This window comes from Actinomadura kijaniata (genome assembly GCF_014138665.1).
Classification (GTDB): Bacteria; Actinomycetota; Actinomycetes; order Streptosporangiales; family Streptosporangiaceae; genus Spirillospora; species Spirillospora kijaniata.
Window position 1 is genome coordinate 403,449 of the sequence record NZ_JACJIA010000008.1, and the last position, 25,951, is coordinate 429,399.

Sequence of the window (25,951 nt, forward strand, 5' to 3'; positions counted from 1 at the left end):
TACCACTGAAGGCGCGGGCGGCCGGGACCGGCATTCTCTTCATCAGAAGGAACGAAGCGAAGGAGCCGGACTTGACCGAGCGATTCATCACCAACGGGACCGTCGAGCTGTGGACCGAGGAGTTCGGCGACCCGGCGCACCCGCCGGTGCTGCTGGTCCCCGGCTCCATGGCGTCCGGGATCACCTGGCCGGACGCGCTGGTCGGACGGCTGGCCGCGGGCGGGCGCCGGGTGATCCGGTACGACCACCGCGACACCGGGCGGTCCAGCGCCCTCGACTTCGACGCCGCCCCCTACACCTGGACCGACCTGAAGGACGACCTGCTGGCCGTCATCGACGGGTACGGGCTGGACGCCGTCCACCTGGTCGGGCACTCGGCGGGCGGGGTGCTGGCGCAGTGGGTCGCCGCCGAGCACCCCGAACGCGTCCTGACCCTCACCACCGTCGGCTCCTCGCCGCTCGGCGCGGGCGAGGGACGCACGATCATGAACGCGCTGACCGGGCAGGCGCCGGGCCCCGACGACCTGCCGTTCCCCCGCGCGGAGTTCGTCGAGTTCTTCGCCGGCGCGGCCGTGAACCCGCCCGCGCCCGACCGCAAGAGCCTCATCGACTTCGCGGTGGCGACGGCGCGCGTCCTGCACGGCACCGCCCTGCCGTTCGACGAGGACGCCGAGCGCGCGCTCGCCGAGAAGATCTTCGACCGGGCGCGGCGGCCCGGTTCGGAGACCAACCACCAGCGCGCGTTCGCCGCCGACCCGGCGTTCGAGCCGGTGGACGTCCTTGGAAGGATCACCGCGCCGACGCTGGCGATGGAGGGCACCGAGGAGCCCGTCAAGCCGGGCCACAGCGCCCTCATCGCCGACCGCGTGCAGCGCGGCGAGCTGCTCATGGTCGAGGGCATGGGCCACATGTTCCCCGCGCCCGTCCACGGGGCGGTGGCGGAGGGGATCCTCCGCCACACGGCCCGGTGAGTCAGGACGCCAGGTCGAGGCGGGCGAGCTCGCCGCGCGAGGCGACGCCGAGCTTCGGGTACGCCTTGTACAGGTGGTAGCCGACCGTGCGGGGGCTGAGGAAGAGCTGCGCGCCGATCTCCCGGTTGCTCAGCCCCGCCGCCGCCAGCCGCACGACCTGGATCTCCTGCGGGGTGAGCGCGGCGAGCGCGTCGGAGGGGCGTTCGGCGGTGATCGCCTCGCCCGTCGCGCGCAGCTCGGCGCGGGCGCGGTCGGCCCACGGGACCGCGCCGAGCCGCTCGAAGGTCTCCAGCGCCGAGTGCAGCGGCGCGCGGGCGTCGTTGCGGCGGCGGTCGCGGCGCAGCCACTCGCCGTGGAGCAGCTCGGTGCGGGCCCTCTCGAACGGCATGCCGCCGTCCTTGCGGTGCAGGGCGACGGCCCGCTCGTAGGACGCCTCGTCGTCGTCCAGCAGGGCGGCGCAGCGGGCGGCGATCGCCTCGGTCCACGGCTGCCCGACCTGCGCCGACCAGCGGCCGTACCAGGCGGCGGCCTCCCGGCCGCGCCCGGCCCGCCCGGACCGGACGGCCGCCTCGACCAGGTCGGGGACGCTGGCGATGGAGCCGGCGCGGTTCTCGGCGGTGAGCACGCCCGCCAGCCGGTCGAACGCGGCCTCGTGGCGGCCCAGCCCCAGGTCGAGAAGGCTGCGGGCGGCGACGGCGTGGACGCTGCTGGGCGGGATGTCGCGGGCCAGCGGCTCGGCGGTCAGCTCCAGGCAGCGCTCCTCGTCGCCGCCGAGCGCGGCCAGGTGCGCCAGCGTCGTGGCCTGGTAGACGCGGATGCGGTGCTGGCCGGTGTCGGCGGCGACGCGCATGCCCTCGGTGGCCAGCGCCAGCGCGTCGCGGGTCCGGCCGAGCATCAGCTCGGTGCGCGCGAGCGGCATCAGCGTCAGCGACAGCAGCCCGATCGAGCCCTCGGCGCGGAAGCGGAGCTCCAGGGCGCGGGCGCTCGCGTTCGCCTCCGCCACGTCCGCGATCATCAGTCGCCACATCACGGCGCGCAGCAGGTCGCGGGGGCCGTAGCAGGAGTCGTTGACGTCGATGAGGCGGCGCAGCGCCGCGACGCTCCGGGCGGGGTCCAGGCGGGACAGCGGGCTCTGCCCCTCGAACAGGTCCGCCAGCGCCCGCACGTTCTCGGCGCGCGGCAGGCCGAGGCGCTCGGCGCGGTCGGCGGTGGCGCGCAGGGCGGGCAGGTCCCCGGCGTTGGACGCCGCCATCGCCGCCTGGAACAGCAGGTAGCCGGCGGTGACCGGATCGCGGTCGGCGACGGTCCCGGCGGCCTCGCCCAGCATCCCGAACGCCTCCCGGCCCCGGTCCTGCTCGTCGGCGAGGGTCGCGTGGATCATCACCAGGTCGGCGCGGGCGACCGGGTCGGTGACGTCGCGGGCGGCGCGTCCGGCGAGCGCGACGGCCTGCTCGGCCCGGCCCGCGTCGGCGGCGGCGCGCGCGGCCAGCGCCAGCCGGCGGCCCCGGTCGCGGGGGTCGGGGCTGAGCGCGGCGGCGCGCTCGTAGACGACGGCGGTCGAGACGACGCCGCCGCCGGACCGCATCTCCTCGGCGGCCTCCTCCAGCTCCGCCGCGACGGGCTCCTCCGGGCCGGTCGCGGCGGCGGCCAGGTGCCACACGTGGCAGCGGTCCCCGGCCGCCCGGTACGTCGCGGCGAGGGCCCGGTGCGCCGCCAGGCGCCGCCCGAACGTCGCGGCGTCGGCCGCCGCCGAGCGGATCAGGGGGTGCCGGAACTCCAGGCGCTCGTCGGCGACGGTGACCAGGCCGTCGCGTTCGGCGGGCTCCAGGTCGGCGACGGACGCGCCGAGCCGTTCGGCGGCGGGCAGCAGGACCGCCAGGTCGCCCTGGTGGTTGACGGCCGCCAGCAGCAGCAGCGTGCGGGTGGCGTCCGGCAGCGCGGCGACCCGGTCGGCGAACGCGGACCGCAGCCGCGTGTAGGTGGAGGACGGCTCGCCGGGCGCGGCGCGGCGGGCGGCGGGCAGCTCCAGCAGGGCCAGCGGGTTGCCCTGGGCCTCGACGAGGATCTCCTGCCGGGTGGGGGCGGGCAGCGCGGCGGCGCGCCCGGTCAGCAGGGCGTCGGCGGCCCGGTCGTCGAGGCCGGTGAGGCGCAGCTCCGGCAGGCCGGGCGCGGTGAACTCGGCGGCCCGCCCCGCCGGGTCGGCGTCCCGCGCCGCCAGCAGCATCACGATCGGCTCGGCCTCCAGCCGCCGCACCGCGAACAGCAGCGCCTCCACCGTCGGCTCGTCCAGCCACTGCGCGTCGTCGACCAGGCACAGCAGCGGGCGCTCCTCGGCCAGGTCCGACAGCAGCGTCAGCACCGCCAGCCCGACCAGGAACCGGTCGCCGCCGGCGCCGCCCTCCATCGCCAGCGCGCCGCGCAGCGCCCGCCCCTGCGGACCGGGCAGCGCGTCCACCCGGTCCAGGTGGCGGCGCAGCATCAGGTGCAGGCCCGCGTACGGAAGGGAGCGCTCGTACTCGGTCCCGGTGGCGCGCAGCACCCGCATGTCGGCGGCGGCGCACTCGGCGTGCGCCAGCAGCGCCGACTTGCCGATCCCGGCCTCCCCGCGCAGCACCAGCGCCCCGCTGCGCCCGGCGCGCGCCCCCTGGAGCAACCGGTCGATCGTCGCGGTCTCCGCGTCCCGTCCGTACAGCATGACCGTCACCCTACGGTGGAGCGCGCCGCCTCGAACGCGGCGAGCAGGTCCTCCTCCGACTGCGCCCCGCCCAGCCGCCGGCCGTCGACATAGAAGACGGGGACGCCCCGGATACCGGAGGCGCGGACCCGTTCCAGCGCGGCCCGGGTCTCCCCGGCCTTCGCGTCGCTCCACTCCACCCCGGCCTCGGCGGCGAGCCGCCGCAGCACCGCCGGGTCGGCGACGTTCAGCTCGTCGGTGTGGTGGGCGCGGAACAGGCGCTCCACCATCGCCGCGCCCCGGCCCTGCTCCGACGCGACCGCGATCAGCCGGTGCGCCTCGAACGTGCTGGACATGACCGCGCCCGCGTGCCGGAACGTCAGCCCCTCGTCGGCGGCCTTGGCGGTGATGCCCGCGATGGCGTCCTCGGTGGCGTCCCCGAACGCCCGCCGCAGCACCGCCACCTTCGGCTCCCCTTCCACGGTCGCGTCCGGCCGCAACTGGAACGGCAGGAACACCGTCTCCAGCTCTCCCCCGCGTTCCCGGAACCGCGCGGCGGCCCGCTGGAACCGCGCGAACGCGAAGTACGACCACACGCAGGGCACGTCCAGAACCATCTCGATCCGCATCTCAGATCTCCCTTCCACCGGCGACGCTACGGACGCGGGCCGCCGCCCGGCATCCGTCAGGTGACCGGTCCGGCGGCGTGACGGGGCATGGCCCGTGCGTGACGGGGCATGGCCTTACCTCAGGAGGCCGCCATGGGTGCCGGACGTTCCGAGAACGAAGAGATCCTCTCCAGCCTGCGGGAACTCACCGAGCTCCTGGTCTCCACCGAGGACGTGCGCCAGGCGCTCCAGCACGTCGCCGACATCGCCGCCAAGACCGTCCCCGGCGGACCCGCGGCCAGCGTCACCCTGCGGACCCGGCACGGCCCCGCCACCGTGGTGGCCTCCGGCCCGCTCGCGCGCACCGCCGACCTGCTCCAGTACGAGCTGGGGCACGGGTCGCGGAGGGAGGCGGACGGCGGGCCGTGCCTGGCCAGCCTGCACGGCCAGCGGCGGACGGTGATCCAGGACATCGCCGCCGACGGGCGCTGGCGCGCCTTCGGCGAACGCGTGCTGGAGATGGGCGTGCGCAGCGTGGGCAGCTATCCGCTCGGCGTGCGGCGGGGCGTTCCCGGCGCGCTCAACCTGTACTTCCCCGATCCGGGCGGCGTGAACGAGGGCAGCGAGCCGGTCGTCGAGGTGATCGCCGACCACGCGGCGCTGCTGCTGCGGGGCGTGCTGCGCCACGCCGACCGGGCGCGCACGACCGAGCAGCTGCGCGACGCGCTGGCCTCCCGCGCGGTCATCGACCAGGCGCTGGGGATCATCATGGCGCAGCGCCGCATCCCCGCCGAGGAGGCGCTGGCCCTGCTGCGGCGGGCCTCCCAGCGGCGCAACCGCAAGCTCCGGGACATCGCCGCCGGGATCGTGGAGGGCGTCACCGGGCACCGCGCGCGGCCCGGCCCGTTCCAGGAGGGCGACCCGGACTGACCTCCGGGCGACATCCGGCTGACTCCCTGTCGGGAACCGGGACGCCGGGATATGCTGCATCTCATACGGGTCCGGAGGCGCGGCCCGCTCCCCATCGGTGCAGGAGCACGCCGCGACGCCTGGTTTCCTCTCTTGTCTTCCGGCGAACGGCGCCCCGCTCCGCACGATGATCTCGGACCGGGAGACGTCCTGCCCCTCTGTCATCCGGTCCGCGGAGCCCGACCCCCGGTCGTCTTTCCGGTGCCGCCGGGGCGGGTTCCGAACGGGACCCTTGTCGTTATCCCCCCCGACGACAAGGGTCCCGCCCTTTTGCGGGGCCTTTGCGGGGCGCGCGGTTGAAGCCCGCCCGCCGGGTAGGGACAGCTCCGCAACCGCCTTCGTCCGAAGGGAAGGGCCCATGGCCGGAACCACCGAGACCGTGGTCGACCTGCTGAAGAGGCAGCACGAGGAGATCCGTTCGCTGTTCGCCAAGGTGGAGGACAGCAGCGGGAAGACCCGCCGGGAGGCGTTCGACCGGCTGCGTCACCTGCTGGCCGTGCACGAGACGGCCGAGGAGGAGATCGTGCACCCGTTCGCCAAGCGTGAGATCGCGCGCGGGGACGCGGTCGTCGGAGCGCGGCTGAAGGAGGAGAACAAGGCCAAGGGGATGCTGGAGGAGCTGGAGCGGCTCGGCCCCGACGCACCCGAGTTCGGCCCGCTGTTCTCCCGGTTCCACAAGGACGTGGAGGAGCACGCCCGGCACGAGGAGCACGAGGAGTTCCCGGAGATCGAGCGCAGGGGGACCGAGCAGCAGCTGCGCGGGATGCGCGCGGCGGTCGAGATGGCCGAGAGGCTCGCCCCGACCCATCCGCACCAGGGCGTCGAGACGCCGATGAAGAACCTGATGGTGGGACCGTTCGCGGCGGTCATGGACCGCACCCGCGACGCCATCCGCAACGCGATGAAGTGACCCCGGGAGGGCGCATGCCGAACGACCGCAAGGATCCCGACGACCGGCCCCTCGCCGACCGGCGCGAGGACCCCGAGGCCGCCGCGGGCGACGATTTCGGGGACGAGCACACGCCCGGTCCGACCGACCCGCCCAACGCGCCCGACGACGCGCCCGGCGGGGAGGCCGAGGGCTACAGCCCGCAGACCGAGGTGCCGTGAGCGAACGGGAAAGGGCCGCCCCGCCGGGGCGGCCCTTTCTTCGTGCCCTCCCGGCTCAGGCCGGGTGCGGCGGCTGCTGGTCCGGCGGGACCCCGCCGCCCTCGCCGCCGCCCTTGTCACCCTTGTCGGTGCCGTGGGCGTTGCCCGGTGTGCGGGTCTTCTTCGGGTCGGTGGCCTCGGGGGCCGGTTCGTCGGTCACGGCGGTGCGCTGGGAACGGCGCATCTCCGGCTGTTGCGGATTCGGCATCTCTCCCCCTCAATGCTGTTCTCGCGGACTCAGAGCATGCTGGTGCTGTCGGGCCGCAACGGGTCGTGGCCGACCGTCATCAGGTCGCGCCGCCACTCGTCGTTGCTCGCGCCCTCCTCGGGCTGCTTCTCCAGGCGCTCCTGCACGTACTCGACGACCTGCCGCATCGTGGTCACGTCGTCGGAGGTCAGGTCCACCTTGCGCTTGCCCAGGATCCTCACCACGTGCCTGCCCAGCTCCGGCAGGTCCATGCCGGGGTCGGCGGGCATGGCCGTCTCGCCTGACGCCTCGGTCAGCAACCAGGTGCGCAGTTCCTCCGAGGTCATGTTGACGGTCCGGTGGAAGTCGTCCCAGAGCAGCTCGACCTCGGCGGCGAGTCGGTCGTTCACGTTCCACCTCCCAGTTGGCTGTGGGCGCGCCCCTACCCTGCGTACGGCCAGGTATGCGTTATCGGCGTCAGACGGGGCATGCGAGACGCATGGACCATTCGGAGACTCCCGTGTTGGACGCGCTGGCGAACTACCACCGGCGCGGTTTCGTGCCGTTCACCCCGCCGGGCCACAAGCAGGGCCGGGGGGCCGATCCGCGGGCGCGTGAGGTGCTGGGGGACGCGGTGTTCTCCTCGGACGTGCTCGCCGTCTCCGGGCTGGACACGCGGACGTCCGACCACGAGGTGCTGGCGCGGGCCCAGGCGCTGATGGCCGACGCCGTCCACGCCGAGAACGCGTTCTTCTCCACCTGCGGCAGCTCGCTGTCGGTGAAGAGCGCGATGCTGTCGGTGGCCGGTCCCCACGAGAAGCTGCTGGTCGGGCGGGACGCCCACAAGTCGGTGGTGTCCGGCCTGATCCTCAGCGGGGTGCGGCCGGTGTGGGTGGAGCCCACCTGGGACGCCGGGCTGCACCTGGCGCACCCGCCGTCGGCGGAGGCGTTCGCGCGGGCGTGGGAGGAGCATCCGGACGCGCGCGGCGCGCTGGTGACCAGCCCGACCCCCTACGGGACGTGCGCGGACCTGGCGGCGATCGCGGAGATCTGCCACCGGCGCGGCAAGCCGCTGATCGTGGACGAGGCGTGGGGCGCGCACCTGCCGTTCCACCCGGACCTGCCGTCGTGGGCGATGGACGCGGGCGCGGACGTGTGCGTGACCAGCGTCCACAAGATGGGCGCGGGCCTGGAGCAGGGGTCGGTGTTCCACCAGCAGGGCGGGCTCGTCGATCCGGACGTGCTGAAGGCCCGCGAGGACCTGCTCGGCACCACCAGCCCGTCGGTGCTGATCTACGCGGGGCTGGACGCGTGGCGGCGGCAGATGGTCGAGCACGGCCGGGAGATGCTCCAGGAGGCGATCGAGCTGTCCCGGCGGGTCCGCGCGGAGGTCGAGAAGATCGACGGGCTGCACGTGTGCGAGGACGAGTTCACCGCGCCCGGCATGGCCTACGACCTGGACCCGTTGCAGGTCGTCGTGGACCTGGAGGCGCTGGGGGTGCTCGGCTACCGGGCGGCCGACTGGCTGCGCGAGCACTGCGGCATCAACCTGCACCTGTCGGACCACCGCAGGATCAGCGCGCAGCTCACGTTCGCCGACAACGCGCAGACGACGGGCCTGCTGGTGGGGGCGCTGCGCGAGCTGGTCGACCACGCCGACGACCTGCGGGGCGGGCCGGAGGTCGCGGTGCCGGACCCCGGCGAGCTGCGGCTGGAGCTGGCGGACCTGCCGCGCGACGCGTTCTTCGGCCCGGCCGAGCAGGTGCCCGCCGACGCCGCGGCGGGGCGGGTCTGCGCGGAGATGCTGACGCCGTACCCGCCGGGCATCCCGGCGGTCATGCCGGGCGAGCTGATCACCCGGCCGGTGCTGGACTACCTGCGGTCGGGGGTCGCGGCGGGGATGGTCGTGCCGGACGCCGCCGACGAGTCGCTGGACACCATCCGGGTGCTGGCGCGGAGCTGACCGCCCCGGCGCGGCGGCGGAGGAACCCGTGCGGGGCGGGGTCAGCGCCGCGCCGCCCCGCACGGGCGTTTCGGGGGCCGCCGCGTTCTCGCCCCGATACCCCGGTGATCCGCCCGCCATGCCGTCTTTCTTGGTGAATTGTGGGCGGTTCCGGGGGTAGGGCTTTGCCACCGGGATGAGGAGGCGGCGGTGGCACTGCGCGGCGGGACGCGGGGGGAGAGGAAGCGGGGGAAGGTGCCGGAGCGGCCCACGCATCTCGGCCGGCGCGGCTGGTGGCAGGCGGGGCGGCGCACGTTCCGGGAGGTCCAGGACGACCAGCTGCTGGACTGGGCGGCGGCGCTCACCTACTACGGGGTGCTCTCGCTGTTCCCCGGCATGATCGTGATGGTGTCGCTGGTCGGGCTGGTCGGCCAGGACGGGCGGCGCGCCCTGATCGACAACATCCGCCAGCTCGCCCCCGGCCAGGTGCGGGAGGTGCTGCTGCGGGCCGTGGAGGGGCTGGCGGCGTCCGCGCCGACGGCCGGGGTGCTGGCGACCGCCGGTCTGCTGGTGGCGCTGTGGTCGGCGTCGCGGTACGTCGCCGCGCTGATCCGCGCGCTGAACGCCGTCTACGACATGCCCGAGGGGCGTCCGCTGTGGAAGCTCGCGCCGCTGCGGGTCGCGCTGACGCTGGCGATGGTGGTGGTGCTGGGGGCGAGCGCGCTGGCGGTCACCTTCACCGGGCGGCTGGCCGAGCAGGCCGGGCGGATCCTGGGGTTCGAGTCGGCGGGCGTGGCCGTGTGGTCGGTCGTGAAGTGGCCGGTGCTGCTGGTCGTCGTGATCGCCGCCATCGCCACGCTGTACTGGGCGGGCCCGAACGTGCGGCAGCCCGGCTGGCGGTGGATCACGCCGGGCTGCGTGCTGGCGGTGCTGGCGTGGATCGTGGCGTCGGCGGGGTTCGCGCTGTACGTGGCCAACTTCGGCTCCTACAACCAGACCTACGGGGCGCTCGCCGGAGTGGTGATCTTCCTGGTGTGGCTGTGGGTGTCGAACGTGGCGATCCTGCTGGGCGCGGAGTTCGACGCCGAGCTGGTGCGGGCGCGGCGGATGGCCGAGGGGGTCCCGGAGGACGCCGAGCCGTTCGCCGTCCCCCGCGACACCCGCGCCATGTCCGAGGAGGAGACGCCGCCCCGCCTCAGCGGAGGGCTGTGAGGGCCCGTCCGGCGCCGCGGGTGCGGCGCACGGCGTAGTGGACGGTGACGATCATGAGCAGCGGTCCCCAGAGCAGGAACGGCGCGTAGCAGGCGATCATGATCACCCCGGCGAGGCCCTGCGGGGCCTCCGGGCTGGCCATGTTCCCCGCCCACTGCCCCGCCACGCTCCACCCGATGAGGGTCACCGCGACCGCGCCCGCCGTCGCCAGCCCGACCGCGAGCCACACCGGGACGTTCCGCCCGCCGACCAGCGGCATCCAGCGCGGGAACACCTCGCCCCACGGCCGCACCAGCCCCAGCGTCAGCAGCGCGAAGAACTCCGAGACCAGGCTGAGGGCGAACACGTACGGCGTCAGGACCGGGTCGGGCGCGTGGTAGAGCTCCGCCATCGAGCCGCTGAACCCGACCGGCACGCCCAGCCCCAGCGCGATCCGCCACAGGCCGCTCGGCAGGACGGTGAGCGGGACGGCGTGCGCGGTCCATTCGGCCCACCGGGGAACGGGGCGGGTGGTGGCGGTCATGGCGTCCTCCTGGGCGGGTCTCGCGAACGCCTCCATGCTCGTCCGCGGGCCCGCCCCGGGGCCTCCCGCGCGCGGGCCACCCCGCTCCCCCGCGCGGGGGAGATCATCGGAAGGCGCGGTCCGGCGGGATCATCGTTGGTACGTTCGCGTCGACGAGTCGGGGAGGCGGCGTGACCAGGACCGGGGTCGGGCGGTTCAGCGGCGAGGGCGCGCGGGCGCGGTTCCTCGCCGCCTATGACGCGGCGATGGCGCTGTGGCCGGAGCCCCGGCGGGAGGTCGACGTGGAGACCTCGTTCGGCACCGTGCACGCGCACCGGTACGGGGCCGGCGAGGGGATCCCGCTGGTGCTGCTGCACGGGCACGGCTCGAACGCCTCCGCCTGGCATCCGCAGGTCGCGGCGTTCGGCGCCCGGCATCCCGTGATCGCGATCGACACGCTCGACGATCCGGGGCGCAGCGTGCAGCGGGTCGTGGCGCGGGACTCGGCCGACAACGCGCGGTGGCTGGCGGAGGCGTTCGACGGGCTCGGGCTGGAGCGCGCGCACCTGGTCGGGCACTCCTACGGCGGCTGGCTGGCGCTCAACCAGGTGGTGCACGGCGGGGCCGGGCGGGTCGCGTCGGTCACGCTGCTCGATCCGGCGGGGCTGGCGAGGGTGCCCGCGCGGTTCGTCGCCACGCTGGCGCTGGCGGGCGCGGCGATGTTCGCGCCCTACCGGTTCCGGCCCGCGCTGGGCCGGGCGCTGGCCAACGCCGCGCTGACCCAGCCGCCGGTGCTGATGAGGCCGGTGATGCTGGCGGCGCGGACGTTCCGGCCGGCGGCGCGGCCCCTGGTGCGGCCGTTCACCGACGAGGAGCTGCGGGCGGTGGACGTCCCGGTGCTGGCGATGTTCGGGGCGCGCAGCACGCTGCTGCGGCCGCGGGAGGCGGCCGAGCGCGTGCGGGCGCTGATCCCGGACGCGCGGACCGAGACCGTCGCGGGGGCCGGGCACGGACTGCCGATGGAGCGGCCCGACGTGGTCAACGCGCGGGTCCTGGAGTTCGTGGCGGGCGTCACGGCATCACGCTGAGGGCGCGGCCGAGGGTGGTCAGGCGTTCCTCCAGGGTGTCGCCCGCCGGATAGAGGCGGACGGTCGTCACGCCCGCGTCCCGCCAGACCCGCAGGCGGTCGCGGACCATCGGCTCGGTGCCGATCAGCGTGGTCGCCAGCACCATCTCGTCGGTGACCAGGGCGGTCGCGCCCGCGCGGTCGCCGGACCGCCAGCGCCGCCAGATCTCGCCGGTGACGTCGGACCAGCCCTGGCGGGCGTAGGCGGCGTTGTAGAAGTTGGTGGTGGCGGTGCCCATGCCGCCGATGCTGAACGCCAGCTCCGCCCTGCGGCTCTGGAGGTGGGCGCGCATCGGCTCCTCGTCGTCGAAGATCGCGACCTCGGCTCCCTGGCAGACGTCCAGGTCGGCGCGGGTGCGCCCGGCGGCGGCCAGGCCCGCGTCCAGGTGCGTGAGGTAGGCGCCGGCCCCCTCGGGGACGAAGCTGGTGCCGAGCCAGCCGTCGGCGACGCGGCCGGTGAGCTCCAGCATCCTCGGCGACAGCGCCGCCAGGTAGAGGGGGATGCCGGGGTTGGGCGCGGTGGACAGGCGCATCGGCCGGGCCTCGCCGGGCAGCGGGATCCGGACCGTCTCCCCGGAGTAGCTGATCTTCTCGCCCGCCCAGGCCCGCCGGATGATGTCGACCGTCTCGCGCATCCGGGTCAGCGGCCGGTCGAACGGGACGCCGTGCAGCCCCTCCATGACCTGCGGGCCCGACGCGCCCAGTCCGAGCAGGAACCGGCCCTGGGAGAGCTCGGCGAGGGTGAGGGCGGTCTGCGCGATGGCGACGGGGGTGCGGGTGCCGAGCTGGATCACGGCCGAGCCGATCAGCATCCGCTCGGTGCGGGCGGCCAGGTAGCCGAGCGCGGAGGGGGCGTCGGAGCCCCACGCCTCGGCGACCCAGCACACGTCCAGGCCCAGCTTCTCCGCCTCCAGGGCGAAGTCGAGGGTGGCGCGGGCGTCGCGCGACAGCTCGACGGTGGTCGCGGTGCGCATCAGCCCGTTCCCTCGACGCGGGCCTCGACGCGGGCCTTGATGCCGGCGACGGTGCGGGTCATGGCGTGCTCGTGCTCGCGCATCCGCACGAAAACGATCTTCTGTTCCCGGTCCGGCCGCGCGTCGATGACGAGGGTGAGCCCGGACGGTCCCGGGCCGATCCGCACCCACTGCCGCAGCAGCGTGCCGCCGTCCCGGGGTTCGAGGGTGAAGCGCCAGGTCGCGCTGGGGTTGTCGGGGTCCTCGACGGCCCAGGCGAACACGCGCGGCTCCTCGCACTCGACGACGTGGGAGGTGGTGGTCCACTCGCCGATGGCGGCGTGCCGGTTGCGGCCGGTGAAGCGGCGGCCGAGCGCGGGGCCGTCCCCCTCGTCGAGCCAGGCGACCTCCTGGACCTCCTCGCTCAGCTCGGCCATCGCCGCGACGTCGGTGACGACCGGCCAGACGCGTTCGGGTGGGGCGTCGATCCAGGTCTCGACCTCGGCGGTCGGTCCGTCGGCGTAGCGCGCGCCGGTCCACTCCATGGCGGCCACCTTCCGTGCGTGGGGGGTGCCGAGATGGTTTCGTAAATGGACTCAGCATGTCAACGCCCGGTTTTCGGTCACGCATCCGATCAGTAAGGGGCGCGTGGGACGCGGGTCCAGGGGTCGCGGGGCGTGTTGCAGGCGAGGCCTCCGGCAGGCGCTTGAGGCCCGGGTCAGATATATAACGCAAACCCCTGTTTGTGGGGGTCGGTGCTGGTCAGAGCGGGAATGTTCTGATCAGCACTTCGAGAAGACTGGGCGGTGCCGGTGGGCGCGTACGGGTATGCGGTGGTCGATGTCGAGACGACGGGGCTGCGGCCCGGACGGCACGACCGGATCATCGAGGTGGGCATCGTCCAGGTCGACCCCTCCGGCCGGATCACCCGGGAGTGGGGCACGCTCGTCAACCCGGGCCGCGATCTCGGGCCGCAGCGCATCCACCGGATCAGCGCGCGGGACGTGCGGCACGCGCCGTCGTTCCCCGACATCGCCGGAACGGTCGCCGGGCTGCTGCGCGGCCGGGTCCTCACCGCCCACAACCTGCGCTTCGACCAGTCGTTCCTGTACACCGAGTTCCGGCGGGCGGGCGTCGCCGCGCCGCTGCGCGACCCGGAGAACGGCGTGTGCACGATGCGCTGGGCGCCCCGCTTCCTGCCGGGCGCGCCCCGCAACCTGGCCGGGTGCTGCGCGCTGGCGGAGGTGCCGCTCAACGGGCACCACGACGCGCTGGTGGACGCGCGGGCGGCGGCGCGGCTGCTGGGCTGCTACATCCAGCGCGCCCAGGGGGACGTCCCGTGGGCCGGGCTGCTGGCGACGGCGGAGCGGACCCTCTGGCCGGACCTGCCGGTCAGCGAGGCCCCGCCGGTGCGGCGCGGCGTGGCGACGCAGCGGGACACGCACTTCCTGGCGCGGGTGCTGGACACGCTGCCGCGCGTGCCCGAGCCGCGCGGGGCCGACACCTACCTGGGGCTGCTGGACCGGGTGCTGCTCGACCACGACATCTCGCCGACGGCGGCGGACGCGCTGGTGGCGTTCGCGGCGGGCGTGGGACTGAGCTGGAGCGACCTGCACCGGCTGCACCTGGACTACCTGGCGGCGCTGGCCCGCGCGGCGCTGGCCGACGGCGAGCCGACCGAGGCGCGCCGCACCGAGCTGGTGCACGTCACGCGCCTGCTGGACCTGCCGCTGGACGCGGCGGACCAGGCGCTGCGGCGGGCGCGGGACACGGCCGTGCCGCCGCTGGCGCGGTTCCGGCTGGAGCCGGGCGACCTGGTGGCGTTCACCGGCGAGGCCGACGAGCAGCGCCACGTGTGGGAGGGGCGCGTGCGCGCCATGGGCTACGTGCCGCATCCACGCGTGACGCGCCGGGTGAAGCTGCTGGTCGCGGCCGACCCGGACACGATGTCGCAGAAGGCGCGGCGCGCCCGCATCTACGGCGTCCCGATCGTGACGCCGGGGACGTTCCTGCGGCTCGCGGGTCAGTAGCGGGCGCGGGTCAGTAGCGGATCCCGAACAGGCCGCCCTCCCGCCCGGCCATCTCCGCGCACACGTGGTGGCGCAGGCCGGGGCTGTGGGCGAGGGCCTCGTCGAGGCGGCCGGAGTCCAGCGTCACGACGTACTGGAGGCCCTCGCGGTCGCCCACGTCGGCGGCCAGCTCCAGCGCCAGGGCCGTGCGGCGGGCGTCCACGTGGTCGAACAGGTGGTTCTCGTGGACCAGGAAGTCGGGGCCGTGCCCGGAGCGGCGGGCCGTCACCGCCAGGCACAGGTCGAAGCAGAACAGCGCCATCGCGCGCCCGTCGGGCGTCGCGTTCCCGCCGATGGACGGCAGGAACCGGTAGCCGGAACGGCCCGCCTCGATCGTCAGGTCGGCGGTGCGGCGGGCGCCGTAGAGGCGCCGCGCGTAGGAGGCGTAGCGGCGGGAGACGGCGGCGACGCGGTCGCGGCGGTCGTGCAGGTCGTCGCCGATCTGCCGTTCGATCTCGCCGGACCGGTGACGGACGTGGCGGCCCGCCTCGCTCCAGCGGGCGACGACGGCGCGGCGTTCGGCCAGCTCGGCGAGGCGTCCGTCGAGGTGGGCCAGGCGGCGGTGCAGCTCGGTGTAGGCGGCGAGGGCCCCGTCGGCGTCGAGCAGGCGCATCACCTCGGCGCGTTCGCGGTCCAGGCGGTCCAGCTCGGCGTGCTCGCGTTCGCGCTCGCGGCGGAGCCGGTCGTGCTGGGACTCCAGGTAGCGGCGGCGGTTGGCGACGACCGACCGGTGGAACGCGCGGACCTCCTCGAACCGGCGCGTCACCAGGTCCGGCAGCACCGCCCCGGCCTGCTCGTACACCTGGCGCAGGTAGGCGTGGTCGGGCAGGTCGCCGGCGTCGTCGGCGATCGCCGTCTCGATGTCGCGGATGCGGCGCTCGGTGACGGCGAGATGGTCGTTGATCTCGCGGATGCGGCGGCTGAGCGCGTCGGCCCGGTCGCGGTGGCGGTCGTAGCGGCCGGCGAGGCGGAACGCGGCGAGGTCGGCGGCCAGCTCGGCGCGCTGCGCCCGCAGCGCGCGGATCCGGGCGTCCAGGTCGCCGAGGCGGCCCAGCGTCATCCCCATGATCGACTCTTTGGCGGCCCGGCGCAGGGCGCGCAGCTGCCGGTCGGTCTCGCCGACCTCCCGCATCTTCGCCACCAGGTCCACGTCCAGGGCGAACAGGTGGGCCAGCGCGGGCTGCGCGTCGGTGGCGCGCTGCCCGCGGTGGGTCTCCACCGGCGACGCGTAGCCTCCCGCCGCCACGTCGCGCAGGTAGTACGGGACCACCGAGCGGAACGACGGCTCGTTGCCCTCGCCGGTCAGCCCGAACAGGGCGCGGCCCAGGTGGGCGCGGAGGCGTTGCAGGCGCATCGTCTCGTCGTCGATCCGGACCGTGGCGGGGTCGGCCGCGCCGCGCGTGATCGTGGCCGGGCGGCCGGACAGGTCGAGGGTGAGGGCGAAGCGGGCCCCGGCGAGCTCGGCGCGGCGCAGCGGGTGGCCGACGCGGACGTCGCCGCCGAGCAGGAAGTCCAGCAGGCGCACCAGGCCGGTCGTGCCGGCCGGGTCGCGGTCGTCCCCCTCGTGGTCGCGGGGGCGGCGCGCGACGGCGACGTTCAGTCCCGCGCCGAACCGCACGGGCCGGAAGGCGGGCAGGTCACTGGTCAGGTCGTGCAGCACGGTGCTTCCTCGTCAGTTCCCCGTCGCGATGCTCGACGGCGCCGATCGCGTAGAGGAGGTCCAGGGCCAGGGAGAACCACCAGAACGGCGGCGTGGGGTCCATCCCGCGCGCCGACCGCCACTCCAGCAGCCGGTCCCAGGTCGCCGAGACGCTGCGGGGGCGGTCCAGTTGCAGCAGGATCTGCGCGGCGACGGCGACCAGCGCCTGGTCGGCGGGCAGGGTCTTAGAAGGAAGCAGCACGGCGGCCCTCCACCGGGGACTCGAAGATCTCGCAGCGTTCGAAGAAGTGGGTGACGACCATGAGCGCGGCGCTGCGGCGCTGCGCCGGGTCGGGGCAGCCGCCCCCGGCGAACGCCTCGGCCACCAGGTCGTCGCACAGCGCGTGGAACACCGCGTCGGAGGTGGGCAGGACCGCCCGCAGCCCGGCGAAGCGGGTCAGCAGGTTCTCCGAGACCTGGGCCTGCTCGCCGGGCGAGGCGAAGGCGAAGTAGTAGCGGACGTGGCCGGTGTGGGCCTGGTGGTGCTTGATGAGGTCGGCGACCTCGGGACCGAACCCGTTGTGCTCGATCTTCCCGAACGCGACCTCGCGGACCGGGTCGAGGCCGGGTTGCAGCCGGGTGCGGGCCAGGGACTCGACGCAGCGGGCGATGTAGGTCATCCCGGCGGGGTGGTCGGACGGCGGCGAGCCGACGATCTCGGCGAGGCGGTCGCGGGCCAGGAACGCGCAGTGGTTCCACAGCACCTGCGGGGGCCACACCTCGATCCGGATCGAGCCCTGGTGGCGGCGGCGCAGGTCCAGCACGGCGCGGGCGGCCATCTCCGGCAGCCCGTTGGCGTTGTTGTGGACGAACGCCCAGCGTTCCATGTGGTCGCCCCAGTAGCGCAGGGCGGTGTGGAAGTCGTCGTTCACCTTCCTGGCGACGCGGCCCTGGTGGGGGGAGGTGGCGCCGTAGCAGGCGAGCATCAGCCCGCCCACCCAGCCGTCGCAGCCCTTGTCGCCGCGCCCGGTGGGGTCCACGGCCATGAACTCGCCGGGGTGGACGGCGTGCATCAGGTCGTTGACGAAGGCCTGCCATTCCATGCCGGTCTTACGCACCGACAACGACATGAACTGGCTGTGGAACCAGGCCCGGTCCCGGCCGTCGTACGGCCCCATCCGCCCTCACACACGAAATCGCGGCGACACGCCGTCGTCCCCAATTTCACGGTAACCCCGCGCCGGGCGGTGACGGTGCGTGAGGGAGGGGTGGGGAGGAACGCGGTCAGGGGGTCTGCACGTAGTCCTCAAGGCGGGCGACGCTGAACCCCTGGCGGCGGATGCGCATGAGCATCCTGCCGAACATGTGGGTCATCGTGCGGCCCTTGAGCTCCTTCGGGCCCCGGAAGTGCGCCAGCAGGACGTCGCCGGGGTGCAGCTTCCGGGCGGGGTCGTCGTACTGCATGTCGTTGATCTGCATCGAGGCGCGCCACAGCACGATGCCGTGCACGCCGCAGGACGCCGCCGCCTGTTTGGTGAGGGAGTTCCACAGGCCGAACGGCGGGCGGAACAGCGTGGGGCTCACGCCGTAGCGCTGCTTCAGGATCCTCTGGGCGCCGCAGATCTGGCGCTTCTGCCCGTCGAGGCCGAGCCCGGTCATGACCGGGTGGTTGAGGGTGTGGTTCTGGACGGCGTTGCCGAGCCGCTGGATCGGCTGGAAGTACGCGTAGTGCGGCCGGATCGCGTCGTCGGTGAGGAAGATCGAGACGGGGACCCGCAGGTCCTCCAGCATCCGGACGAACTTCGGGTCCTTCTCCGCGCCGTCGTCGATCGTGATGAACACGACGCGGTCACCGGTGGGGACGTGGTTGAAGACCCTGACGTCCTTGCGGGTGAGCCGGAGGGGCCTGACGGCGGGCGGGGCCGGGGCGGGCCGCAGCGGCTTCAGGCCCCACCGGGCCCAGAGCGCGCGCTCGTCGCGTTTCCCGCCCGCGACGGTGCCGGCCCCGCGTTCCCGCTTCGGCGGGTCGGCCGCCTTCGGGCCGTCGCACGCGCCTACCAGGAGTCCGAACGCGACGGCCCCCGCCGCCGCGCGAACCCCGCGTCCCCCGGGCAGCATGCGCCGCCTCCCCCGTGCCGGCTTCTCAGTGGTTCGGTCCGAACCTACCGGTTGATCACGAATTTGTGATCTTTCCGGCGAGGGCGGCGACGATCCGGTGCGCGGGCTCGGCCGTGGCGAGCCGCCAGGACTCCCCCGCCCACAGGTTCACGCCCTCCGGGTCGCGCCGCGCGGCGGCGGCCCGGCGCAGCGGCGCGGTCAGGTGGTGGACGTCCGGGTACGCGGCCGGGGCGTGCGGGGAGTGCTCGGCGAGGAAGCGGTTGACCAGCCCGCGCGCCGGACGCCCGGAGAACGCGCGGGTCATCGCGGTGCGGGTGTAGCGGGGGTCGGCCAGGGCGTTCTTGTGCACCTCGCTCGCGCCGCTCTCGGGGGCGCGCAGGAACGCCGTCCCCGCCTGGACCGCGACCGCGCCGAGCAGCAGCATCTCCCTGACGTGGTCGGCGGTGGCGATGCCCCCGGCGGCGATCAGCGGCGTGGCGGTGACCTCCCTGACCCGGGGGACCAGCTCGCGGACCGGGAGGTGCTCCCCGTCGCCGTTGGTGAACGAGCCGCGGTGCGCGCCCGCCTCCCTGCCCTGGACGCAGAGGGCGTCGGCGGCGCCCGCCCGGCGGGCCTCGTCCGGGGTGGTGACGGTGACGACGACGGCCGTGCCGCGCCGCTGGAACGCCCGGACGACCGCGGCGTCCGGGCGGCCGAAGGTGAAGCCGACGACGGCGGGCGGGTCGGCCAGCAGGTCCGTGACCTTGGCGTCCCAGTCGTCGTCGCGGGGGCCGGGCGCGCCGGGCTCGACGCCGAGGCGTTCGGCCTCGGGGCGCAGGCGCTCCCGGTAGGCGGCGACCGCGGCGTCGTCGACGGGGTCGGCGGCGGGCAGGAAGACGTTCACGCCGAACGGGCGGCGGGTCAGCTCCCGCGTGCGCGTGATCTCGGCGCGCATCCGGGCGGCGGTCCGGTACCCGGCGGCGAGGAAGCCCAGGCCCCCGGCCTCGCACACGGCCGCGACCAGCTCGGGGGTGCTCGCCCCGCCCGCCATCGGCGCCTGCACGACCGGGACCTCCGGCAGCCAGTCAGACACGGGCGTTCCTCCTCTCGGTCAGCAGCCACCGCCAGCGCGGGACCTCGAACACCACCACCGCGGCGCACAGCGCGGTCACGGCCACGGCGACCGGCGGCGGCCAGGCGGCCCACGACGCCGCGACGGCGGCGGCGAGCTGGAGCAGCACCAGCGCGACCGTGACATACCCGGGCACGGCGACGATCACGCTGGCCTTGTCGCCGGGCGTCGCGAACACCGTCGGCAGCCCGACCAGCACGACCACCGCCAGCACCGCCAGCGGCACCGAGTGCGGCGCCAGCGCCCACGGCGCCGCCACCCAGGCGGCCAGCTCGGCCAGGAACCGCGGCACCGCCATGGCCCCGTGGCCGGGAGCGTCGACCCCATTCATGATCGGCAAGATAGCCGGAGCACACTGGGTGCGGAAAGCGCAGTTCACGGATCGCGAAGGGCCATCACATGCGGGTGCTGCTGCACTACGACGCCGACCACGGCGCCATCGCCGGGCGCGAACCCGGGCTGGACATCGTGGGCTGCCCGGAGGAGGACGACGACCGCTTCCACGCGCTGCTGCCGGAGGCCGAGGTGCTGTGGCACGTGCTGCGCCCGATCACCGCCGAGGACATGGACCGCGCGCCGCGGCTGCGGCTGATCCAGAAGCTGGGCACGGGCGTCAACACGATCGACCTGGACGCCGCCGCGGCGCGCGGGATCGCGGTGGCGAACATGCCGGGGACGAACGCGCAGGCGGTGGCGGAGACGTCGCTGCTGCTGACGCTGGCGACGCTGCGGCGGGTGGTGGCGTTCGACGCGCGGACGCGGGCCGGCGAGGGGTGGCCCGCGCCGCGGTCCCTGACCGGCGGGGAGGTCGCGGGCCGGACGGTGGGGCTGCTGGGCGGCGGTCAGATCGCGATGCTGCTGAAGGGGATGCTGGAGGCGATCGGGGCGACGGTGCACTACACCTCCCGCACACCGCGCCCCGGCGACCCGGCGTGGCGGCCGCTGGAGGAGCTGCTCCGCTCCAGCGACGTCCTGTCGGTGCACATCCCGCTGACGGACGAGACGCACCACCTGCTGGACCGCGAGCGCCTGGCGCTGCTGCCGGAGGGGGCGGTGGTGGTGAACACGGCGCGGGGCGCGGTGATCGACGAGTCGGCGCTGGTGGAGGCGCTGCGTTCGGGGCACCTGGCGGGCGCGGGCCTGGACGTCTTCGAGAAGGAGCCGGTGGGGGCCGGCAACCCGCTGTTCGGCATGGAGAACGTGGTGGTGATGCCGCACGTGGCGTGGCTGACGCACGAGACGTGGGCGCGCTACTTCGAGGTGGCGGCGGAGAACTGCCGCCGCCTGGCCGCCGGGGAGGAGCTGCTGCACCGCGTCCGCTGAGAGGCGTTCCTCGACGGGGGCCCGGCCCTGCTCCCGCCGACCCTGGAACGAAGCGGACAGAGCGTGATTTCCCGGACGCTGAGCGGGTAACGCGGGGACATGGGTGATGTGTGGGTCCGCAGTGTTGACGGTCATCTGATCCGGGAGTCGTCGATCTTCCGGATCAGCGCCAACGGGCTGGAGGCGCGTGTCTGGCCGCTGGACAACCCCGAGGCGTCGTTGCAGGTCGCGCTCGATCCGGGCGGGGCTCCGCTGCCCGGGGGGTTCGACGTGGAGCTGGCCGGGGAGTTCGCCCGGTGGCGGGCCGACCACGGCGCGCCGCTGGTGGTGCTGGAGGCGACGCGCGACGGCGACTCCTGGCGCTGGCAGGCCGTCCAGCCGCCCGGGTGACGTCAGGGGGCGCGCAGGGCGTCCAGGAGGCGGGTCAGGGCCTCGGTCGTGGTGGCGAGGGCGTCCGGGTCGTCGGTCCGGGCCAGCCAGAGGACGGCCTCGTTCATCGCGCCTGACAGCAGGTGGACCAGGGGCTCCACCGGCCGGGCGGGGATGACGCCCGCCCCGGTCAGCTCGCGCAGGGCGTCGGCCAGGTGGCGGGCGGAGTTCTCCTCGTCCATCGCGCGCCACTCGTTCCAGCCGAGGACGGCCGGGCCGTCGATCAGCATGATCTGCTGCGCCTCGGGGTCGGTGGCGACCTCCAGGAACGCGCGGCAGCCCGCCACCAGCCGGTCCCACGGGTCGGGGCGGGCGTCGGCGGCGGCCGCCACGCGGTCGGCGACCTCGTGCTGGACCTGGTCGAGCACCGCGCGGAACAGGTCGGTCTTGTTGGCGAAGTGGTGGTAGAGCGCGCCCTTGGTGACGCCCGCGGCGGCGACGATCTCCGCCAGGCCGACCGCGCCGTAGCCCCGGGCCGCGAACAGCCGGCGGGCCTCCGCGATCAGCGTGGCGCGCGTCCGGTCCCTGCGTTCCGCTCTGGCGTCCATCCGGCCTCCTTGACATACCGATGGTATGCGTCCTACGTTAGCGCCACATACCGACGGTATGTCACGCTGCCCGCCCTGGAGGACGCCATGTCCCTGTCCGGTTTCTATCCGGTGCTCTGCACCGAACGGGTCGCCGAGACCCGCGACTTCTACACCCGCCTGCTGGGGTTCGAGGTGACGTTCGAGGCGGACTGGTACGTCAGCCTGCGCCGGCCGGACGCGCCCCACTACGAGCTGGCGTTCGTGGACCACGCGCACCCGACCGTCCCGGAGGCCTACCGCAGGCCGGTGCGGGGCCTGCTGCTGAACTTCGAGGTCGACGACGTGGACGCCGAGCACGAGCGCCTGGTCGTCAAGGAGGGCCTGGCGGAGGAGCTGTCACTGCGCAGCGAGGACTTCGGTCAGCGCCACTTCATCGTCGCCGACCCGAACGGCGTCCTCGTCGACGTCATCACGCAGATCCCGCCCTCGGGGGAGTACGCCGCCCAGTACGCGTCACCGGAGTGACGCTCACCCGGCCGGGGCCGGCAGGTCAGGTTTCCGTCAGCAGGACCGGCTTGACGACCTTGCCGGACAGCGAGTCGGCCTCGGCCCGGTTGACGTCGGCCAGGGGATAGGTCTCGATCAGCCGGTCGAACGGGAAGCGGCCCTGCTTCCACAGCTCGACCAGGCGCGGGATGAACAGCTGGGGGACGACGTCGCCCTCGATGATCCCCTTCACCGTGCGGCCCATCAGCAGGAGCGTCGGGTCCAGGCGGTACTCCCGCGCCCCCACCCCCACCAGGCCGCAGACCCCGGTGGTGCGCAGGGACGCGACGGCCGCGCTCACGACCTCGGGGACCGCCGTGGTGTCGAGCGCGTACTGCACGCCCTCGCCGCCGGGCGTCAGCGCCCTGATCCGGGCGGCCAGGTCCTCGTCGGCCCCGTCGAAGGCGTGCGTCGCGCCCAGCTCGCGGGCCAGGTCGAGACGGGACTCGTGCAGGTCCACCGCGACGATCGTGGTGGCCCCGGCGACGCGGGCCGCCATCACGGCCGCGAGGCCCACCGCCCCCGCGCCGAACACCGCGAGGCTGTCGCCCGCGCCCACGCCGAGGGAGACCAGGACCGAGCCCGCGCCGGTCTGCATGCCGCAGCCGAGCGGGCCCATCAGCGCCAGCGGCACGTCCGGGTCGATCGGGACCGTGTTGCGGACCGTCGCCAGGGCGTGCGTCGCGAACGACGACTGCCCGAACCAGCGGTTGTTGACCGGCGTGCCGTCGGCGGCCGTCAGGCGGGCGACGCCGTCCAGCGGCGCGGAGTACATGTTCAGCGCCGCCATCCGCGCGCAGTTGCCGGGCCGGGCGGCGCGGCAGTTGGCGCACGCGCCGCAGGAGTCGAGGGACAGCACGACCGGCGTTCCCGGCTCCAGCGCCACGCCGGGGCCGGCCGCCTCGACCGTCCCGGCGCCCTCGTGGCCCATGACCACCGGCTTCGCCACGCGGTCGTCGGGGGCGCGGCCCAGCAGGTCGGTGTGGCACATGCCGGTGCCCGCGATGCGGACGACCAGCTCGCCGGGGCCCGGGTCGCGCAGCTCCAGGGACTCCATCGCGTAGGGGGCGTCATGGGCGCGCAGCACCGCCGCCTCGATCCGCACGGCTCAGCCCTTCAGGGTGTAGCGGACGGGCAGGTGCTTCAGGCCGCCCACGAACGTGGTCGCGATGCCCTCCGGCTCCCCGCCCAGCTCGATGGACTCCAGGCGCGGCAGCAGCTCCTCGAAGAACGCGCGCACCTCGATGCGGGCCAGCGCCGCGCCCAGGCAGTAGTGGACGCCGAACCCGAACGCCAGGTGCCGGTTCGGATCCCGGCCCACGTCGAAGCGGAACGGGTCCTCGAACACCTCCTCGTCGCGGTTGCCGGACGGGTAGGACAGCAGCAGCGCCTCCCCCGCGCGGATCCGCCTGCCGCCGACCTCGCAGTCCTCCACGGCGGTGCGCATGAACTCCTTGACCGGCGTGACCCAGCGGATCATCTCGTCGACGGCCGGCGGCATCAGGGACGGGTCGGCGCGCAGCCGGTCGAGCTGGTCGGGGTGCTCGACCAGGGCGCGCAGGCCGCCGGAGATCGTGGAGCTGGTGGTGTCGTGCCCGGCGGTCGCGATGATGACGTAGTAGGAGGCGATGTCGAGGTCGTTGAGGGGTTCGCCGTCGACACGGGCGTTCGCGATCGCGGAGGCGAGGTCGTCGGTGGGGTGGGCGCGGCGGGCGGCGGTGAGCTCCTGGAAGTAGGCGAAGAAGTCCATCAGGACCGCGAGCCGTTCCTCCGGGCTCGTGCCCCGGCGCAGTTCCGTGTCGTCGCCGCCGAACATCTCCTGCGTGAGCTTGAGCATCCGGTCGAAGTCGGACTCGGGCAGGCCGAGCAGCGACAGGATCACGTAGAGGGGGAAGTGGACCGCCACGTCCTGGACGAAGTCGCACGCGCCGCCGAGCTCGGCCATGCGGTCCACGTAGCGTTTGGCCAGCTCGCGGACGCGGGGCTCCAGCGCGCGCATCGCCTTGGGGCGGAACCAGTCGGCGCCGATCGCGCGGATCACCCGGTGGTCCGGGTCGTCCATGTGGATGAGGGTGCGCAGCGCGATGCCCTGCGCGGCGCGTTCGGCGTTCATCGCGTCGAGCTCGGCGGTGACCAGCACCGGGCGCGGGGCGTTGAGGAAGCGCGTGTGGGCGCGCTCGACCTCCATGATGTCGGCGTGCCGGGTGACGGCCCAGAAGGGGTTGTAGCCCTCCCGCTCCACCCGGTGCACCGGGTCCTCGCGGCGCAGCAGCGCCAGTGCCTCGTGCAGCCGCCGGTCGTCGGCGTACGCCGTGGGGTCGGCGAGCGCGCGGCCCGCCTCGTCCACGGTCAAGCCCGCGATCATGTCCATGCTCGCCTCATCCCCTGAGAGACCCGACCCCGTGAGCGAACCTAGGAGCCGAGCCCGACCCGGTCAAGGAAGATCATTTTCTCGAACGGGGCCCAACGGGCATATCCGACCCCTCGCTTGCGACATCTCCGCAGGAGGAGCCCACCCCGCCGCGAAACGCGGCCGGAAGCGGGCTCCGCGCTAGATGTCGGCGAAGTCGCCGTGGCGGCCGTGGCCCGCCGCGAATCTCGCGGCGCCCTCGGCGGCCTCGTGCAGGGCCCTGGTGCCGTGTTCCAGCTCGTTGGCCATGGCCGCCTCCTCGGTGAGGCCGTCCTGTTCCAGTGCCGACATGCGGTCGCCGCGCAGGCAGGTCTGGGGGAAGCGGGCGATCTCGGCCGCGAGCTCCTCGGCGGCCGCGCGGGAGGCGCCGGGCGGGACCAGGCGGTTGGCCAGGCCGATCTCCAGGGCCTCCCGCGCCGGGACCGGGCGGCCGGTGAGGATCAGGTCCATGGCGCGGGACGCGCCGATCAGGCGGGGCAGCCGGACCGTCCCGCCGTCGATCAGCGGGACGCCCCAGCGGCGGCAGAACACGCCGAACGTCGCGTCCTCCTCCACCACCCGCAGGTCGCACCAGAGCGCCAGCTCCAGCCCGCCCGCCACCGCGTGGCCCGCGACGGCGGCGATCACCGGTTTGGACAGGCGCATCCGGGTCGGGCCCATCGGGCCGTCGCCGTCGGGGGCGACCCGGTTGCCCCGGCCCGCGCCGATCGCCTTGAGGTCGGCGCCCGCGCAGAACGTCCCGCCCTCGCCCCACAGCACGGCGACGGCGGCGTCCGGATCGGCGTCGAACGCCCGGAACGCGTCCGCCAGCGCGGCGGCCGTGGGCCCGTCCACCGCGTTGCGGACCTCGGGCCGGGACAGGATGACGGTGGTGACGGGGCCTCGGCGCTCGGTGCGTACCGTGGGCATCAGTTCATCCGCTCCTTCGTGAAGTGTTCCCGGGGGACCTCGACGAACAGTCCCGCCGCGCGCACGGCGGGCGGCCCGTCCGGCGCGCCGACGCGCCCCTCCCCTTCGAGGTACGCCTTGCGGCCGTCCACGCCCCGGCACCACGCCCTCAGGTGCAGCGTGGCGCCGACGGGGACGGGCCGCAGGAAGTCGGTCTCCAGGCGGCCGGTGACGTACCGCCTGCCCAGCAGCCACGCCGCCCAGCCGAGCATCTCGTCCATCGCGGTGGCGAGCACCCCGCCGTGCGCCAGGCCGGGCGCCCCCTGGTGGGCCCGCTGGACGACGTACTCGGCGCGGACGACGCCGTCGGCGTGGCCGGTGCGCCGGAGGCGCAGGCCGTGGGGGGACTCCTCGCCGCAGCCGAAGCATCCCGCGTAGCCGGCCAGCACGCCGTCGGTCAGCCGCGGGTCGGGCCCGGCCTCCTCCGGGACGGCCGCGCCGGGCGGAGGCGTGGTCCGGGAGGAGGCGGGGCCGGCGGGGAGGCGGTCCACGGAGGGCGTCGTCATCGGGGGCTCCTTCCGCATCGAATACCGAG

General features: G+C 74.6%; 29 protein-coding genes. 11 read left to right on the top strand and 18 right to left on the bottom strand.

Annotated features, from left to right (window positions below; translation table 11 throughout):
* Positions 1-71: 71 nt before the first annotated feature.
* Positions 72-971 (top strand): alpha/beta fold hydrolase, encoded by a 900-nt coding sequence (locus tag HNR61_RS29460; RefSeq protein ID WP_182846419.1) that lies wholly within the window; start codon positions 72-74, stop codon positions 969-971.
* A gap of 1 nt (position 972) precedes the next feature.
* Here the strand turns inward: HNR61_RS29460 and HNR61_RS29465 are convergent, their stop codons facing one another.
* Together HNR61_RS29465 and HNR61_RS29470 are read right to left on the bottom strand one after the other, a co-directional pair.
* Positions 973-3,666, bottom strand: coding sequence for a helix-turn-helix transcriptional regulator (locus HNR61_RS29465; RefSeq protein WP_182846420.1), 2,694 nt, complete (start codon positions 3,664-3,666; stop codon positions 973-975).
* A gap of 5 nt (positions 3,667-3,671) precedes the next feature.
* Entirely contained in the window at positions 3,672-4,274 is a 603-nt protein-coding gene (locus HNR61_RS29470) for a DsbA family oxidoreductase (RefSeq protein WP_182846421.1), read from the bottom strand.
* Between the two features lie 132 nt (positions 4,275-4,406).
* On the opposite strand from HNR61_RS29470, the gene HNR61_RS29475 reads away from it, so the two are divergent.
* The 3 genes from HNR61_RS29475 to HNR61_RS29485 all read left to right on the top strand — a co-directional run bounded on the left by HNR61_RS29475 (position 4,407) and on the right by HNR61_RS29485 (position 6,332).
* Positions 4,407-5,183: a GAF and ANTAR domain-containing protein gene (locus HNR61_RS29475; protein WP_182846422.1), complete on the top strand. Its 777-nt coding sequence runs from the start codon at positions 4,407-4,409 to the stop codon at positions 5,181-5,183.
* Between the two features lie 397 nt (positions 5,184-5,580).
* Positions 5,581-6,132, top strand: a complete 552-nt coding sequence (locus HNR61_RS29480) for a hemerythrin domain-containing protein (RefSeq protein ID WP_182846423.1) — start codon at positions 5,581-5,583, stop codon at positions 6,130-6,132.
* A 14-nt stretch (positions 6,133-6,146) separates the two neighbouring features.
* The gene (locus HNR61_RS29485) at positions 6,147-6,332 is read left to right on the top strand and encodes a hypothetical protein (protein ID WP_067827300.1); all 186 of its coding nucleotides are present in this window, start codon (positions 6,147-6,149) and stop codon (positions 6,330-6,332) included.
* Positions 6,333-6,387: 55 nt separating this feature from the next.
* On the opposite strand, the gene HNR61_RS29490 is transcribed toward HNR61_RS29485, so the two are convergent.
* Entirely contained in the window at positions 6,388-6,579 is a 192-nt protein-coding gene (locus HNR61_RS29490) for a hypothetical protein (protein WP_182846424.1), read from the bottom strand.
* Positions 6,580-6,608: 29 nt separating this feature from the next.
* Positions 6,609-6,968: a DUF3140 domain-containing protein gene (locus tag HNR61_RS29495; RefSeq protein WP_182846425.1), complete on the bottom strand. Its 360-nt coding sequence runs from the start codon at positions 6,966-6,968 to the stop codon at positions 6,609-6,611.
* A 110-nt stretch (positions 6,969-7,078) separates the two neighbouring features.
* Here HNR61_RS29495 and HNR61_RS49455 point away from each other — a divergent pair, with 110 nt between their 5' ends.
* Entirely contained in the window at positions 7,079-8,521 is a 1,443-nt protein-coding gene (locus tag HNR61_RS49455; RefSeq protein WP_312898153.1) for an aminotransferase class I/II-fold pyridoxal phosphate-dependent enzyme, read from the top strand.
* Between the two features lie 189 nt (positions 8,522-8,710).
* Positions 8,711-9,712, top strand: a complete 1,002-nt coding sequence (locus HNR61_RS29505; protein WP_182846427.1) for a YihY/virulence factor BrkB family protein — start codon at positions 8,711-8,713, stop codon at positions 9,710-9,712.
* On the opposite strand, the gene HNR61_RS29510 is transcribed toward HNR61_RS29505, so the two are convergent.
* Complete coding sequence (locus HNR61_RS29510; RefSeq protein WP_182846428.1) at positions 9,696-10,235, bottom strand: hypothetical protein; 540 nt, start codon at positions 10,233-10,235, stop codon at positions 9,696-9,698. The genes HNR61_RS29505 and HNR61_RS29510 overlap by 17 nt on opposite strands.
* Positions 10,236-10,405: 170 nt before the next feature.
* Here HNR61_RS29510 and HNR61_RS29515 point away from each other — a divergent pair, with 170 nt between their 5' ends.
* Positions 10,406-11,302: an alpha/beta fold hydrolase gene (locus tag HNR61_RS29515; RefSeq protein ID WP_220509914.1), complete on the top strand. Its 897-nt coding sequence runs from the start codon at positions 10,406-10,408 to the stop codon at positions 11,300-11,302.
* On the opposite strand, the gene HNR61_RS29520 is transcribed toward HNR61_RS29515, so the two are convergent.
* Together HNR61_RS29520 and HNR61_RS29525 are read right to left on the bottom strand one after the other, a co-directional pair.
* Positions 11,286-12,314, bottom strand: coding sequence for an LLM class flavin-dependent oxidoreductase (locus tag HNR61_RS29520; RefSeq protein WP_182846429.1), 1,029 nt, complete (start codon positions 12,312-12,314; stop codon positions 11,286-11,288). The two genes, HNR61_RS29515 and HNR61_RS29520, sit on opposite strands and share 17 nt — an antisense overlap.
* Complete coding sequence (locus HNR61_RS29525) at positions 12,314-12,838, bottom strand: SRPBCC family protein (RefSeq protein WP_182846430.1); 525 nt, start codon at positions 12,836-12,838, stop codon at positions 12,314-12,316. Before HNR61_RS29525 ends, HNR61_RS29520 begins: the two co-directional genes overlap by 1 nt.
* 288 nt (positions 12,839-13,126) lie before the next feature.
* Here HNR61_RS29525 and HNR61_RS29530 point away from each other — a divergent pair, with 288 nt between their 5' ends.
* Positions 13,127-14,323: an exonuclease domain-containing protein gene (locus HNR61_RS29530; protein ID WP_182846431.1), complete on the top strand. Its 1,197-nt coding sequence runs from the start codon at positions 13,127-13,129 to the stop codon at positions 14,321-14,323.
* Between the two features lie 10 nt (positions 14,324-14,333).
* Here HNR61_RS29530 and HNR61_RS29535 read toward each other — a convergent pair whose 3' ends face one another.
* The 6 genes from HNR61_RS29535 to HNR61_RS29560 form a co-directional block, all read right to left on the bottom strand.
* The gene (locus tag HNR61_RS29535; RefSeq protein WP_182846432.1) at positions 14,334-16,022 is read right to left on the bottom strand and encodes an ABC-three component system protein; all 1,689 of its coding nucleotides are present in this window, start codon (positions 16,020-16,022) and stop codon (positions 14,334-14,336) included.
* The gene (locus tag HNR61_RS29540; RefSeq protein ID WP_182846433.1) at positions 16,000-16,263 is read right to left on the bottom strand and encodes an ABC-three component system middle component 6; all 264 of its coding nucleotides are present in this window, start codon (positions 16,261-16,263) and stop codon (positions 16,000-16,002) included. The genes HNR61_RS29535 and HNR61_RS29540 overlap by 23 nt, the downstream gene beginning before the upstream one ends.
* The gene (locus tag HNR61_RS29545) at positions 16,247-17,179 is read right to left on the bottom strand and encodes an ABC-three component system protein (protein WP_182846434.1); all 933 of its coding nucleotides are present in this window, start codon (positions 17,177-17,179) and stop codon (positions 16,247-16,249) included. Before HNR61_RS29545 ends, HNR61_RS29540 begins: the two co-directional genes overlap by 17 nt.
* Positions 17,180-17,285: 106 nt before the next feature.
* Positions 17,286-18,119, bottom strand: coding sequence for a polysaccharide deacetylase family protein (locus tag HNR61_RS29550; RefSeq protein ID WP_220509915.1), 834 nt, complete (start codon positions 18,117-18,119; stop codon positions 17,286-17,288).
* Positions 18,120-18,174: 55 nt separating this feature from the next.
* Positions 18,175-19,191 (bottom strand): nitronate monooxygenase, encoded by a 1,017-nt coding sequence (locus tag HNR61_RS29555; protein ID WP_312898154.1) that lies wholly within the window; start codon positions 19,189-19,191, stop codon positions 18,175-18,177.
* Positions 19,184-19,561 (bottom strand): hypothetical protein, encoded by a 378-nt coding sequence (locus HNR61_RS29560; RefSeq protein WP_182846435.1) that lies wholly within the window; start codon positions 19,559-19,561, stop codon positions 19,184-19,186. The genes HNR61_RS29555 and HNR61_RS29560 overlap by 8 nt, the downstream gene beginning before the upstream one ends.
* A gap of 68 nt (positions 19,562-19,629) precedes the next feature.
* On the opposite strand from HNR61_RS29560, the gene HNR61_RS29565 reads away from it, so the two are divergent.
* Positions 19,630-20,553, top strand: coding sequence for an NAD(P)-dependent oxidoreductase (locus tag HNR61_RS29565; RefSeq protein WP_182846436.1), 924 nt, complete (start codon positions 19,630-19,632; stop codon positions 20,551-20,553).
* A 99-nt stretch (positions 20,554-20,652) separates the two neighbouring features.
* Complete coding sequence (locus HNR61_RS29570; RefSeq protein ID WP_182846437.1) at positions 20,653-20,943, top strand: hypothetical protein; 291 nt, start codon at positions 20,653-20,655, stop codon at positions 20,941-20,943.
* A gap of 2 nt (positions 20,944-20,945) precedes the next feature.
* On the opposite strand, the gene HNR61_RS29575 is transcribed toward HNR61_RS29570, so the two are convergent.
* On the bottom strand, positions 20,946-21,530 hold the full coding sequence (locus tag HNR61_RS29575; RefSeq protein WP_182846438.1) for a TetR/AcrR family transcriptional regulator: 585 nt from the start codon (positions 21,528-21,530) through the stop codon (positions 20,946-20,948).
* A gap of 87 nt (positions 21,531-21,617) precedes the next feature.
* Here HNR61_RS29575 and HNR61_RS29580 point away from each other — a divergent pair, with 87 nt between their 5' ends.
* Positions 21,618-22,037, top strand: coding sequence for a VOC family protein (locus HNR61_RS29580; RefSeq protein WP_182846439.1), 420 nt, complete (start codon positions 21,618-21,620; stop codon positions 22,035-22,037).
* A gap of 25 nt (positions 22,038-22,062) precedes the next feature.
* Here the strand turns inward: HNR61_RS29580 and HNR61_RS29585 are convergent, their stop codons facing one another.
* From HNR61_RS29585 to HNR61_RS29600, 4 genes are all read right to left on the bottom strand, one after another.
* Positions 22,063-23,163 carry an NAD(P)-dependent alcohol dehydrogenase gene (locus HNR61_RS29585; RefSeq protein ID WP_182846440.1) on the bottom strand — a complete coding sequence of 367 codons (1,101 nt, stop codon included), beginning with the start codon at positions 23,161-23,163 and terminating at the stop codon, positions 22,063-22,065.
* A 3-nt stretch (positions 23,164-23,166) separates the two neighbouring features.
* Positions 23,167-24,405 (bottom strand): cytochrome P450, encoded by a 1,239-nt coding sequence (locus tag HNR61_RS29590; protein WP_312898156.1) that lies wholly within the window; start codon positions 24,403-24,405, stop codon positions 23,167-23,169.
* A 204-nt stretch (positions 24,406-24,609) separates the two neighbouring features.
* The gene (locus HNR61_RS29595) at positions 24,610-25,377 is read right to left on the bottom strand and encodes a crotonase/enoyl-CoA hydratase family protein (protein WP_182846441.1); all 768 of its coding nucleotides are present in this window, start codon (positions 25,375-25,377) and stop codon (positions 24,610-24,612) included.
* Entirely contained in the window at positions 25,377-25,922 is a 546-nt protein-coding gene (locus HNR61_RS29600; protein ID WP_182846442.1) for a PaaI family thioesterase, read from the bottom strand. The genes HNR61_RS29595 and HNR61_RS29600 overlap by 1 nt, the downstream gene beginning before the upstream one ends.
* Positions 25,923-25,951: the final 29 nt, after the last annotated feature.